Source organism: Winogradskyella sp. (assembly GCF_965228925.1).
In the GTDB taxonomy this organism is placed as follows: domain Bacteria; phylum Bacteroidota; class Bacteroidia; order Flavobacteriales; family Flavobacteriaceae; genus Winogradskyella.
On the sequence record NZ_OZ245845.1, the window covers coordinates 3344882 to 3356839 of the forward strand.

Annotated in this window: 14 protein-coding genes; 1 reads left to right on the plus strand and 13 read right to left on the minus strand. The window is 29.9% G+C overall.

The window, feature by feature from the left end:
• Positions 1 to 475 precede the first annotated feature (475 nt).
• The 5 genes from ACO052_RS13815 to ACO052_RS13835 all read right to left on the minus strand — a co-directional run bounded on the left by ACO052_RS13815 (position 476) and on the right by ACO052_RS13835 (position 3929).
• Positions 476 to 1171 (minus strand): hypothetical protein, encoded by a 696-nt coding sequence (locus ACO052_RS13815; protein ID WP_422104368.1) that lies wholly within the window; start codon positions 1169 to 1171, stop codon positions 476 to 478.
• Positions 1172 to 1210: 39 nt separating this feature from the next.
• The gene (locus tag ACO052_RS13820) at positions 1211 to 2140 is read right to left on the minus strand and encodes an alpha/beta fold hydrolase (protein ID WP_422104369.1); all 930 of its coding nucleotides are present in this window, start codon (positions 2138 to 2140) and stop codon (positions 1211 to 1213) included.
• 187 nt (positions 2141 to 2327) lie between these two features.
• The gene (locus tag ACO052_RS13825) at positions 2328 to 2783 is read right to left on the minus strand and encodes a hypothetical protein (RefSeq protein WP_422104370.1); all 456 of its coding nucleotides are present in this window, start codon (positions 2781 to 2783) and stop codon (positions 2328 to 2330) included.
• 15 nt (positions 2784 to 2798) lie between these two features.
• Complete coding sequence (locus ACO052_RS13830; protein WP_422104371.1) at positions 2799 to 3179, minus strand: hypothetical protein; 381 nt, start codon at positions 3177 to 3179, stop codon at positions 2799 to 2801.
• Between the two features lie 156 nt (positions 3180 to 3335).
• Positions 3336 to 3929 carry a TetR/AcrR family transcriptional regulator gene (locus ACO052_RS13835; RefSeq protein ID WP_422104372.1) on the minus strand — a complete coding sequence of 198 codons (594 nt, stop codon included), beginning with the start codon at positions 3927 to 3929 and terminating at the stop codon, positions 3336 to 3338.
• A gap of 72 nt (positions 3930 to 4001) precedes the next feature.
• On the opposite strand from ACO052_RS13835, the gene ACO052_RS13840 reads away from it, so the two are divergent.
• Positions 4002 to 4436 carry a cupin domain-containing protein gene (locus tag ACO052_RS13840; RefSeq protein ID WP_422104373.1) on the plus strand — a complete coding sequence of 145 codons (435 nt, stop codon included), beginning with the start codon at positions 4002 to 4004 and terminating at the stop codon, positions 4434 to 4436.
• Between the two features lie 62 nt (positions 4437 to 4498).
• Here the strand turns inward: ACO052_RS13840 and ACO052_RS13845 are convergent, their stop codons facing one another.
• From ACO052_RS13845 to ACO052_RS13880, 8 genes are all read right to left on the minus strand, one after another.
• Positions 4499 to 4924 carry a hypothetical protein gene (locus ACO052_RS13845; RefSeq protein ID WP_422104374.1) on the minus strand — a complete coding sequence of 142 codons (426 nt, stop codon included), beginning with the start codon at positions 4922 to 4924 and terminating at the stop codon, positions 4499 to 4501.
• Positions 4925 to 5036: 112 nt separating this feature from the next.
• On the minus strand, positions 5037 to 5726 hold the full coding sequence (locus tag ACO052_RS13850; protein WP_422104375.1) for a CPBP family intramembrane glutamic endopeptidase: 690 nt from the start codon (positions 5724 to 5726) through the stop codon (positions 5037 to 5039).
• 68 nt (positions 5727 to 5794) lie between these two features.
• Positions 5795 to 6910, minus strand: a complete 1116-nt coding sequence (locus tag ACO052_RS13855) for a helix-turn-helix domain-containing protein (RefSeq protein WP_422104376.1) — start codon at positions 6908 to 6910, stop codon at positions 5795 to 5797.
• A gap of 200 nt (positions 6911 to 7110) precedes the next feature.
• A complete protein-coding gene (locus ACO052_RS13860) occupies positions 7111 to 7779 on the minus strand; it encodes a hypothetical protein (protein WP_422104377.1) in 669 nt (222 codons plus the stop codon).
• 111 nt (positions 7780 to 7890) lie between these two features.
• Complete coding sequence (locus ACO052_RS13865) at positions 7891 to 8436, minus strand: hypothetical protein (RefSeq protein WP_422104378.1); 546 nt, start codon at positions 8434 to 8436, stop codon at positions 7891 to 7893.
• Between the two features lie 159 nt (positions 8437 to 8595).
• Positions 8596 to 9183 carry a hypothetical protein gene (locus ACO052_RS13870; protein WP_422104379.1) on the minus strand — a complete coding sequence of 196 codons (588 nt, stop codon included), beginning with the start codon at positions 9181 to 9183 and terminating at the stop codon, positions 8596 to 8598.
• Positions 9184 to 9293: 110 nt separating this feature from the next.
• On the minus strand, positions 9294 to 10424 hold the full coding sequence (locus ACO052_RS13875) for a helix-turn-helix domain-containing protein (RefSeq protein WP_422104380.1): 1131 nt from the start codon (positions 10422 to 10424) through the stop codon (positions 9294 to 9296).
• 204 nt (positions 10425 to 10628) lie between these two features.
• On the minus strand, positions 10629 to 11864 hold the full coding sequence (locus ACO052_RS13880; protein WP_422104381.1) for an alpha/beta hydrolase-fold protein: 1236 nt from the start codon (positions 11862 to 11864) through the stop codon (positions 10629 to 10631).
• Positions 11865 to 11958 lie beyond the last annotated feature (94 nt).

Here is an 11958-nt window from a genome sequence, read left to right on the forward strand (position 1 = left end):
ATGAATTAAGTTCTTTTTTAGCAAATCCGGTTTATTGCTAAAAATTGATTTTATGTAGAGAAATATTAGCGGAGGTGTTAAAAATCGGGCGCCATCCTGAAAAAAATTGGTAATAAATTTTAAGGTCTTTAGCTCATGCAGGTGCGCATAGAAAAAAATAAGAACATTGAGAATTACAAGCCAAAAAACAATCAATATATATTGTGGTAGTTTCTTTTGTTTTAAACGGAATAAACCTATTAACGCTATGATATTCAGTAAAATACCTGTTATAAATACAAAATCTACTGCTAATTTCATTACTATTTAGTCTATTTAGTACGTACCTTTAGGGTTTTTGTAAGCAATCTTGTAATGGTAATAAATTATATAAGTTGTTGTGCTCAGTTTTCTTTTTTAAAATGGTAAATGCCATTCTTTTGTTGATTCTTCTTCTTTTTTAGGCTTAATGAACTATAGCTGTTGTTGGCAATAGTTATTTTTTTTCATAATAGATTTGATTCCCTTTGGTAACTGCAAATTCCTTACTCAATTCTAATTTAGGAAGTTCAAATATTTTGTCTTTTACCGAATGCTCTTTTATCTCTTTTAATGTCATTGTGATCGTCATCATTCCATCCATCTTTTTGACAATTTTTAAAGGTAGAGCATTCGATAGTTTTAAATATTCTGACCACATATCGTATTTGTGATTAGTGTATAATGCCGAGTCCATTTTTAAATAATCTGAATTGAAAAAGTACTCATAAGTCCCTGTTTCCCATTCTACAATAACTTTAGAACATTTTATGCTCAAAATAATTTCATCTGTTTGTTCTATTGTTATTTTTGGGCTTTTTTCTTTTAATTCAGTTTCTAAATCAATTTCAGCTTTAATTGCTGGAACTAAATCCGATGTTTTGTCTAGTGTTAAAATCTCATTCCTGTCTGATAAATAAATAACTTTAATTTTTCCTTTATTCGGTTTGCTTAAGTAGTTTCCATTTTTATAGGTAATAAGCGTTTCCTCAAAGAATTTTCCACTTTCCATCATCTTTTCTTTTGTCATTCCAAATTGTTTTGAGAATTTTTCGGCAATCTCGATGTCATTTTTATACACAAGTGTTCCCTCAAAATTTTGACTAGAAGCCAAAACAGGAATTAAAAATAAAATAAGAATGATGTTTTTCATTATGTAGGTTTTAATTATTGCCATTGTTGACCACTATAATTATTTAGAGTTTAACTTAGTTATAAATTCATCTAATGATTTAAGAACGATTTCTGGCTTTTCTAGATGGATATAGTGGCCACTTTCAATCAAAATAAATTTATTTATTGAGCTTGAATATTTTTTAAAAATCTGTCTTTGTAACTCCGTATTTGTATCATTAAACTCATCTTTAATATTATCAGCACTTAATAAATAAAGAGGTGTTTCTGTACCAATTCCATCAAACTTATGAAATTGTTCTAGAGAAATTTTCTCTGCATAAGTTTCCAAACCATAAGTTTTTATGGCTTTAGAAGTTTTATAAGTAGGATGAGGTGGATTGGGAAGTAAATAATATGGAATTCCGCTCCAGGACATATTTCGGAATGACCAATTCATCATTTTAAATGTTAATGGCCATTCATCAGGTTCATTATTATCATAACCAACATCACCTTGATAAGGATCAATAAGGTATAGTCCAAGAACATCTTTTGGATATTTCTTAGCATAATATCTAGCTATGAATCCACCAGCCGAATGACCGATCAAGATATATGGACCAGGAATATTTTCATTAGTCAAAACCGTGTTCAACTCAATAGATGCATTGTCAATTGATCTGGGTAACCCCCCCTCTTCACTAAATCCTAAGCCAGATCTATCGTACATAAATACCCGACCTCTTTCATTCAAATCTGTTGCTAAAGTAGACCATGTATGCATGGGCACTCCAAGCCCAGCTATTAAAACAAAAGTAAATTCACCTTTATCTAAATATTTGTAGTGAATTTTATTTTCTCCAATGTCCGAGAATTTACCAATTGGTTGAAATTCATCTTCAACTTTAGAATCATAGCTAGCTTGTTTAATTGTACCAATGATCAAAATTCCTAATATTAGAACGATTAAAATTCTCAGTAACCATTTAAAAATTTTCTTTATCATATTAGGTTGTTTTAATTATTGTTGTCAATAGTTTTGGCTATGATTTCGTTGTGGAATTATCCGCAGGATTATTCCGCCGAAATCCAGACGCTTGATTTATACTTTTACTTTGGTGTGGCACTAAGCCACAATGACACGAGCGCAGCGAACTGGCGTTAGCAATTATAGCCATTGTTGTAATGTGTTTTTATTCTATTAAATTTTTATGAATATCAGTTTGATAAATTTGATATTCAAAGTCGTTTTTATCAATTAGAGTATCCATTTTTTTATTAAAATCTATTTCAAAAACATTCTTGTCAGATTCTGCTACTTTGATTTCGAAACAGTCATTTAGATTAATTCCAAGTTTCTCAATTTGTCCATCAGGTAAATCCTCAATTAAGTGAAAAATGGTGTCATTTTTTTCATAATACAGATAAAGAACATCTTTTCGGCTTGCAAAATTTTTACCTTTTAATGAATGAGGTTTTAGCTTTTCAACTATTCCGTAAACTTTGAAGTTTCCGCTTTTAATTTCTTCCGCTTTATTTTCCTCTTTTTTCTTATCTACGAAAATTCCGATTGTTATAAATCCAGCAATCACAATTGAATAAATAATTATCTGTTTTAAAGAGTATTTTGGCTTTTTTTTCTTTCCCAATTATTTTATGTTGGATTAGTCTATTTTCCTAAATTTTGTTCTAAAATTAGAGATGTTAATTCCTTTCTGGTCATAATTCCTTATAACAAGTTGGGCTTTTGTCAACTTCTCAATAACATAACTACGATTTCCTAAAGTAAGAATAGAATCTTTCTTTTGGTATTTGAATTTTATTCCAGTATCGTCAATTCCAGTAAAATCAGAATTCAGTTCAATTGTAATTCCGTCACAAGAGTATTCAAATTCTTCTCCACTAAATGCATCAACACTTTCTGTAGTTCCGTCTTCAAGTTCTTTATGATAACATTCCCATTTACCAATTAGGTCATTAGAATTGTCTTTTAAATTCATACAAGAAGCTAAAAATGTTATGATGATTATTGTTAAGGTTTTCATTTTTTCAAATGCATTACAACGTGTTCGTGTATGATTTCGTTGCGGGAAATCAGTTAAGGTTTCCAAGTGAGTAATCAATACGAATTAAAAGTAGTAAATATTCTTTGAAGGAATAAAGCAGCTAATGGATTATAAAGGTTGTTGGCAATTGGCTTTTTATTTTTCGTAACAAAATAGACCTTTAAGTATTAATTTTACTCCCCATTTTAAAAGCTCAGAAGATTCACTATTATTAAGGCCACAAACATCTTTTGTAACAATAAAGGGCTCCATTCCCATAAGAATTGTTAAGAGACAAGAAAGATCTTCTTTTTCTTTAATGTTGACTGTCGTTTTGTTAAGAACTAAATCTAATGTTTTCTTTCTTCGAGCACCGCGCTTAGGAGCAGATGTACTTAAGTCTAATATCGTACTTATATACTTTCTGAATAGCTTTTCATGACTTAAAGTAAGTGTATTATAATAGTCTTGGATTTCAAGTACTCTATCCTCCAAACTAACTGCTTTAAGATTTTCAAAAATCGTTTCAGGGCTTTCAACACTTATATCCAGACCTGCTTCCGCAGCTAATATGTCAACATTTGAAAAGTACCTGTAGACGGTTGCCCGTGATATTCCAGTTCTTTTTGCAATGTCTTCGAGATTAAATTGTTGCCCTTTATTCAAAAAATATTGCGCGCTGACGAGAATTTTGCTCCGGGTTTCTAATTTCTGATTTGTTCTGCCGGTACTAACATAATCTTTACTCATGAGACAAATATCTCATAAAATTTGGATTAAAAAAAATTATCACTTATTTTTATGAGACAAATATCTCATAATATGAAAATTAATAATACAAAATGGGTTCTTGGGCATAAAATTACAACACACGATACCACTGGAGATTATGACCTCATGGTGGCAGAAACTCCACCAAGGGTACAAGGTCCACCTCCACATTTACATCAAACTTTTAAAGAGTCGTTTTTAATTGTTGAAGGTGAAATGGAGTTTTTCGTTAATGGTAAGACCATGGTTGTAAAAGCAGGAGAATCAGTTGATATACCATCACAGACATTACACACATTTTCAAATAAAAGTGACAAACCCTGTAAATGGATCAATATACATAGCCCCAAGGGATTCAGGAGTTTTTTCGAACGTGTTGGTATTCCAGCAACTGAGGAAAATGCCGTTGAAAAGTCTGTTGCACCTGAGGTTATCAATCAAGTTGTGGCTTCTGCAGCCGAATTTGATATGATTATTAAGGTCTAAGCTTATTGCCATTGTTGGGCTTAGTGTTTTTTCTATTATTTCACAATCAATTCATTTCGTTTTTAGAGTTGAATTGTTGTATTCGTTTTTAATAATTCCAAAATTTTTACTCGGTCAGTAATATCATCATAAAAAATCCAGTCCGATATTGTTCCAGCCGACTTTTTGAATCGCTTTTCCAATGCTGTTGAGTTTCTGTTAATCAAAGCATCATTAGCTAAATTATCTAGAATTTCCCCAATTAATCTGTCTGCATATTCATCATCAATTTCCGTCCAGTTTTCAATTTCAGGTATTGAAATTAATTCAACAAAACTTTCTAAGTCAGAACTTCTCCAATAGTTTCTTAGAAAGTCCACATCTATTTTTAAAGATGATAATTCATTAATGTTATCCACTGTCTTTTCAGCGGATTCTTTTCCGCTTTCAAATGCGACAATTAGTCTTTTTATTTTACTTTTCAATTCTTCCATTATCGGCTTTGACATTAAGCACAACGGTCTTTTATATACTTTGTTGTAAAGAGTGATTTTATTTTCTGTATTTTAATTTCAATGTGTTTTGTCAATAAATTAATTGTATAGCTTAAAGACTATTTCATTATGATAATACATTGATATAAATCAAGAAGAATAAAACAAAATCAGATAGAAAATGGGTAAATATTACCAATCCAGTTGATTTCTGTTTATCTGCAATAAAACTGTAAGTTATTGAAATTAGAATATAAGGTAGTATTAATGCTAACGGTAAAAAATGAACGATAGAGAACAATATTCCAATAATTAAGTAGCTTACAATTTTGGAGTATTTTCTATGTGTGGTATTCTGCATAAAACCCCTATAAGTAACTTCTTCTACAATACCTGCTGTGAGCGCCAATCCTAGTAAAAGTGGAATGGCTGTAATCGCATTATAATTTGAAAATGATTTTATAAATTCTAACTGTGGTGAGTTATTTATATCAAAAATTAAATGACTAAAATATATAGTTATTAATGTAAATACCCCTAAACCTAAACCTAGTAATATATTTTTTTTGTCTAAAATATTAAACTGAAAACTTATTTTGATGTCGTCTCTCCCAGTAAACGGGTTCCATTTATTTATAATTTTCCAGTATAAATAGAGTAAAATCAAAACTGGTATTAAACCAATTCCATACTTTGGAAAGAGTTCAAGATTAAGTTTTATGATTATTTGATTAATAGTAATAATGGGGTATAATAGAATAATGTTTAATAATAATGCTTTTAATAATGCAGGTGTCTTTTGCCAAACTTTTTTCATAATAGTATAAAATTTAATTTGAATCAAAAGTAGTGGCAGTCAAAAGTATAGGAGTCCTTTTAATATTATTAGGACGTATTTTTGTTTAAATTTCTAAAAGCACTTGGCGTTTGTCCTGTTTTATCTTTGAATATTCTATTAAAAGCAGATTTACTATTAAAGCCATTGCTATAGGCAATAATCATAATTTGTTCTTGAGATGATATGAGTTCTTTTTTTATAGCTTCAACTCTATATGTATTTATTAAATCGTAAAAATTATCAAACTCACTGTATTTAATTATTTCAGTTAATTCTATGGATTTGATATTGAGATAACTTGAAAGTTTAACTAACGAAAGTTCTTCATCCTGATAATATTGATTTGTTTCTAGAACCCTTTTTAACTCATTTAATTCATCTATAAATTGTTTTATTGGTTTGTTATCTTGTTTTGACATCCCTTTTTTAGGGATGCTAACATAGTTTTGAGATATGACATTCAGATTAAAAATAAATGAAAATAACACCTGAATTATAATCATAAAACTCAACAATAGCCTAATATTAATTATTGGATACATATAATTAACAATATAGAGTATGATAGGAATTAAGAAAAGAAAAACCCATAAACCGTGAAACTTTAAAATCCAATTGGCACTTATATTTTTTAAGTTCGAAAAGTGGTTATAAAGAATGATATTAAACTTTTTTATCTCCCTAATACTTTTACCAAAGTAAACGACTGATATCGTAATTATGACTGAGAAAAGAACAAAAACGTCTATTGAGAAAAGAGACTTATTATTACTAATATTGTCTTTTATTTTCAGAAAATGTTCTACAATTATTTCATCGGGAACAGATATATAACTAGTTATTGAAAGTAACAAACCTACTATGAATGGAAGAAAATTAAGATATGTCTGAAGCTTAAACTTAGTTGTATTTAATAAAGATCTTGAATAAAGCCATAAAACGACGCTGTCTAATAACAACAAGTTCTGATCTAACATTAATAAGATGGGAAATTTTAAAGCTATTTCAGAGTCTTTTAGCAGAAAAAAAACAAGTCTAAGGGTCCAAATTATATTAATTAAAACAGCTATTTTAGTAGATATGAGTTTAGAATTTTTCCCTTTTAACAATTGAAAAGTTGCAAAAAGACTTATTCCAATACCTACTCCAAAAATAATATTCATTCCTTATAATTGTATACAACGGTCTCGTATAACCGTCAGTTACGGGTTAATATACACAGACTTTTCGGTTTAACACGGGCTTTAGTAATTCTGAGTGGATTCGGACATGATTCCTAAGCATCTCGACAAGCTCGATACAGGCTCTGTCGAAGGGTAGGCGGATCCGCGGTAATTGCGGTCATACATTATTAGCAGCTGTATTATTTTATTTTCACTAGTTTATTATGTTTTCCTATCGATTTTCTAGAAATGTCATTTATGTATATGGTATCATTCTCAAACCGATAGACTCTTTTCAGAACCGCATAATCTTCTCCGACGAATTGGTTTAGTTTGAAGTCAATTCTTTGAGGTCTTCTTGAATCTATATAGTAGCTCAAATCTGGACTATAAATGTTGTTGTCAAAATAGATTGTATAATCTTCAATTACCTCTATTGAATCTATAATTCTTAAAGCTTCTAACCTCTCATATGCAATATCAATTTCCCCAAGATCATTTGATTCAAACTCTTGAATCGAGCTATTAAATTTTACCTTAGCCTTAATAACTTCATTATTTAGGTTTTTAAATCTCAAGAATAGTGAATCGGGTTTGTCAGTCCCATTCCAAGAGTAAGTATATCCAATATCTACACTGTCCATTTTATGGTATGACTTTCGAGAAAGTGTTATTTTATTGTTATCGATGTCATAAAAGCCTTTTTCCGATTCTGTTCCAAGAAAAGTTGGATATGAGAACTTATATGTAGAATCATCAAATAATTTTAATTCACAAGAATCACTTCCATTTATATATTCAGCTTTTTTATTGCAGCTAAAAAAGCATAATGAAAGCGCTGATATAAGTATGATAGTTTGAATTCTCAATTTAATATTCGGTTTTATTGTGGCTAACGGTTTTGGCTATGGTTTTGTTACGGAATGGTACGCAAGTATCATTCAGCCGTAATGAACTATAGCCGTTGTTAGGTGCAGTTTTTATAATTTAAGTATTGATTCGATTTTTTTAATTCCAGCATTATTTAAGCTTCCAAATTTCATATTCGGTGAAAAAGGATTTGTGAATGTCATTCCGCAATTATTTAAACAAAGCCATACCTTTCCAATTTCAGCTTCATCTTGGTCAAAAAAGCGTAAAATATATTCAGATTCTTTTAAAGTCCAGGTAGTTTCTGTCCAGTCAAAATTTTCTGGTGAATTAAAGAATTTTTGTAATTCGATTCTTTGATTTTCTGACAAACTCTTACCAGTTAGTCTACTAACAAAAGGTAAATTCTTATATATTTTGATATTTTCAACTTCAGTTCTTGGAAATTTATAGTCCTCATTTCGAAAATTCCGTTTGTAAAGTTCCTTAGGATGTTCTTCGTCTTTATTCTCATCTCCAAGACGATATTCGTTATCTATAAAAGCCATATGAGAAATGCCATTCCCATTATTATTTAGTCGGTCGTCTAGCTCAAGAAAATAGCCTGCGATAATTCCAATTAATATAAGTGTTATTATCAAAATTTTCTTTTTCATAATGGAATTTCAAATTGCACCTAACGGTCTTGTGTATGGCTCGTTGCGGAAAATCAGCTATGATTTTCCGCCGTAACCGAAAGATAGCAAATTGCAATGAATTCTACTTTAGGAATTCATCGGCAATGAGCCATACACGTTGTTGTACAACGTTGTTTTTTAAAATTGATACCCAATTCGTAAATGCAAGTTTATTGCTGCTTCTCCTTTGTCTTTTACAAATCCAGAACTTTTGGCAAAATAATGAATATAGCCAAGTCCAAGTCCAGTTTCATAGTTAAAATGATTTCCTATATTTCTTCTAATTCCCCAAGTTGGAATTATGGCCAGGTTATCTACTATTCGTGCATTATTGGCATCACCAAAATCGAGTAGTAAATTATCTGAACGAAAACTTGTTTTAAGTGAAAAGAAATTTCCACTATTGTTATCTATTCGTTTAGATTTACTTTGTCGTTTATTCAGATTATAATACCAACGTGGTTCTGCTGTAATAAAAGTGGTTAACAAAAAACCAGCGTCAGGATAAAACTCATCATTATCATAGGCATCAAAGCCTATCTCAGTTCGTAATGCAATTTGATTTGATAGTTTTAGTTCATTGTAAACCCATAGCCCTGCAAAACCTGTTTGAATTCCGAAGATCGATTTTTCAACACTAGATTTTTGTACTTGTTCAGTTGAATTTTGAGATTTTACGATTAAAGTTAGTCCTAAAAATAATAGTGTTAATACCTGTTTTTTCATTTTTTTGAGTTTATAAATTTGAACTACAAAACAATGAACTAACAATGACTTAAATTGACCAATGGAAGCGTTGGTGCGTTATTATATGTTAAAAAAGTATTGAACTATTTTTACAAAATATTTTTTTTGTATTCTGAAGGGGTAAATCCTGTTTCCTTTTTAAAGATTCGATTAAAACTGGTTCTTGATTTAAAACCACATTCAGAAGCAATTCCAAATAGACTGTAATTTTTGTAGTTCCCTAAATTTAATTTTTCTTTTACTGCTTCTACACGATACTTGTTAATTAAGTCATAAAATGTAGTATTCAAGTATTGATTTAACATTGTGGAAAGTTTTTTATCTGTTGTAGAAATCTGTTCTGCTAATTTTCCCAATGTTAAGTCTTCATCCAAATATGGTTTTTGGATTTTTATAATAAATTCAAGTTTATTTTTTAAGCTTTCAAACTCTTCTTTTTTCTCAGAAGACCATACGTTATCTGTTTTCTTATCAATTTTAGATTCAACGCTACTGTCTAGTAAAAAAGAGGGTAAGAGTACTTTGGATTGGTTTACGCCATAATACGATAAATATGAAACCAGAACAATCATGGCCAACACAGAAATAATGTCAGCATTCCAATGAAAATCACCAAAAAAAAATTCATATACTTTAACTCCTGAATCAATACCTATAATACAGATTGTTGATAAAAACATAATTCTCACCCAATTAAAGTCAAATTTCGTCAGGTTCGAATATTTATGCTCTGTTAATTTTTGATACTTTGATAGTAATCGTAATGAAAGAATTAAATATAGCATAAAGTACAAATTTTCAGTTCTTATAATGTTACGTGTAAAATTTGCATGTGTATAAGCAAGTTCGTTTATTTTGAAATTATTAAACAATATTGTTGGAATTGTAATAGCAAAAGCAAAAATAAAAGTAGGGATAAAGTGTACTAAAGCTTTCTTTACTAAACCGCCTTCTTTTAAAAATAAAGATTTTACATATAAGAGAAATAAAGGTCCTAAAGTAATTATTGTTATATCGTTTGGTAAAAAGCAAAGTTCTATTAGCCAAATAACATTATGTAATAAAGCATAAAAATATAGAGCAACAAAAAATAAAAGTAAGAAAAGTGCAATCAGTACTTTTTGAGGTAATTCTTTAGGCTTTATTCTTAATAATCGCAATAAAATTATTGCAATAATTACAATACCTCCTACTAGAAAGAAATCTAAAAATAAATTCATTGAATACAATTTAACTTTTCTTAATAATTGAAATATTCATTCTCTTCAGTTTTCTTTTAAAGAGTTTTTCCTGATGATTGTATTCTAATGTTGTACAACGGTCTGGTGTATGAGTAGTAGCGGTTTTGTATTGACCTCTGTTTTATATTTATATTTTAATTTATGACATAAGCCGATATTATTTATACACCTTGTTAGCACACGTTAAATTTGTTTCAATTTAGATTCGTAAACCTCAATATTTTTATCTCCATTTTTTGAAGCAAAATCAATAGCTTTTTTATAGTATTCTTTTGCTTTTACCTTATCTCCTTTTTTTACATAGGCATCACCTAAACTACCTAAAATAAGGGATGAGTTCTGAAATTTATCTAACCCAACAGTAAGTATTTCTATAGCCTCTTTTGGTTTTTGATATTTTAAGTAGAACTGAGCATATCTATTAAACCAAAAATCTCTTCTCTTTGATTTATAGTAATCTTCAAACTCTTGCATGAAAAAACCAAATGATTCATAGTTATCTTCGTTCATCGACTGCACTAGCAAGAAGTGTTTGGTATCCTTATGGATTTCTGTAGATAGGTTATACTTTTCTCCTCTTTTTTTGTAATGTTCTTTCAGTGCAGTAATACCTCCAAAATCGTCAAATTCCTTTAGGCTGTAAAATCGTATATATGGGTAATCCTGAAAGTATTTATTTAACCCTTCATGAATTGTTTTAGTCGGTGTTGAATGATGATTTTCTTCATCAAGAATCTTATAATGCCAACTGAGACCTTCTGGAGCATACTCCTTTAAAGTTTTACTAAGATTTTCTAAAGATGGAATTGACCATGATTCTACCGGACTTATAGAAAAGTATATAAATTCGCTAGCATTATCTCTTTGCGTCAATCTCTTCTTCAACAAATCTAGTCGAGCCGTATCTATATGAGTTGGACTTGCAATAAAATAGGCAGAGAACATACTTTGAGGTTGAGCTAGCAATTCAATAGCTAATCCTCCTGCCATTTCCCAACCAAAAAAGAGGCGCTTCGAAGAAGTTCGGTAATTTCTATCTACGTAAGGGATTAGCTCTTTATCTAAAAAATCAATAAACATTTTTGAATCATCAAAAAACAATTTTCTTCTTTTCCGATTATTTGTATTTATACCTATAACTATAAAGTCAGGTGTCTTTTCTTTCCACTTCAAAGTGTTTTGATAAAGAATGCCATTCAAAAAATATCTTTGCCCATCTAAAATGTAAAGAACAGGATAGTCTGTCTCGGTATCTTGGTAATTTTCCGGAAGATATATTGAAATTTCTCTTTTCTCTTTTAAAATATCAGAATTAACAATGTGCTTCTCTCCAAGGAAATCAGGTTTTATTTTTTGAGCATGAATATTGTCAAAAACAATTGTAAAAATTATAATAGAAAGGAAAATTATTCTCTTCATAGTTATTTCATAATGTGTGCTAACGGTCTCGGCTATGAATAGTTGCGTGGGTTAGCACGAAACTCTGCAAGTACACACCAAGCTGAAAATCCGC

What these genes read in the sequence shown, in the direction of transcription:
- ACO052_RS13820 (WP_422104369.1), bottom strand. Translation starts at nt 2,140, where the DNA reads ATGATAAAGAAAATTTTTAAATGGTTACTGAGAATTTTAATCGTTCTA.
- ACO052_RS13845 (WP_422104374.1), bottom strand. Translation starts at nt 4,924, where the DNA reads ATGTCAAAGCCGATAATGGAAGAATTGAAAAGTAAAATAAAAAGACTA.
- ACO052_RS13850 (WP_422104375.1), bottom strand. Translation starts at nt 5,726, where the DNA reads ATGAAAAAAGTTTGGCAAAAGACACCTGCATTATTAAAAGCATTATTA.
- ACO052_RS13835 (WP_422104372.1), bottom strand. Translation starts at nt 3,929, where the DNA reads ATGAGTAAAGATTATGTTAGTACCGGCAGAACAAATCAGAAATTAGAA.
- ACO052_RS13865 (WP_422104378.1), bottom strand. Translation starts at nt 8,436, where the DNA reads ATGAAAAAGAAAATTTTGATAATAACACTTATATTAATTGGAATTATC.
- ACO052_RS13815 (WP_422104368.1), bottom strand. Translation starts at nt 1,171, where the DNA reads ATGAAAAACATCATTCTTATTTTATTTTTAATTCCTGTTTTGGCTTCT.
- ACO052_RS13855 (WP_422104376.1), bottom strand. Translation starts at nt 6,910, where the DNA reads ATGAATATTATTTTTGGAGTAGGTATTGGAATAAGTCTTTTTGCAACT.
- ACO052_RS13870 (WP_422104379.1), bottom strand. Translation starts at nt 9,183, where the DNA reads ATGAAAAAACAGGTATTAACACTATTATTTTTAGGACTAACTTTAATC.
- ACO052_RS13875 (WP_422104380.1), bottom strand. Translation starts at nt 10,424, where the DNA reads ATGAATTTATTTTTAGATTTCTTTCTAGTAGGAGGTATTGTAATTATT.
- ACO052_RS13830 (WP_422104371.1), bottom strand. Translation starts at nt 3,179, where the DNA reads ATGAAAACCTTAACAATAATCATCATAACATTTTTAGCTTCTTGTATG.
- ACO052_RS13880 (WP_422104381.1), bottom strand. Translation starts at nt 11,864, where the DNA reads ATGAAGAGAATAATTTTCCTTTCTATTATAATTTTTACAATTGTTTTT.
- ACO052_RS13840 (WP_422104373.1), top strand. Translation starts at nt 4,002, where the DNA reads ATGAAAATTAATAATACAAAATGGGTTCTTGGGCATAAAATTACAACA.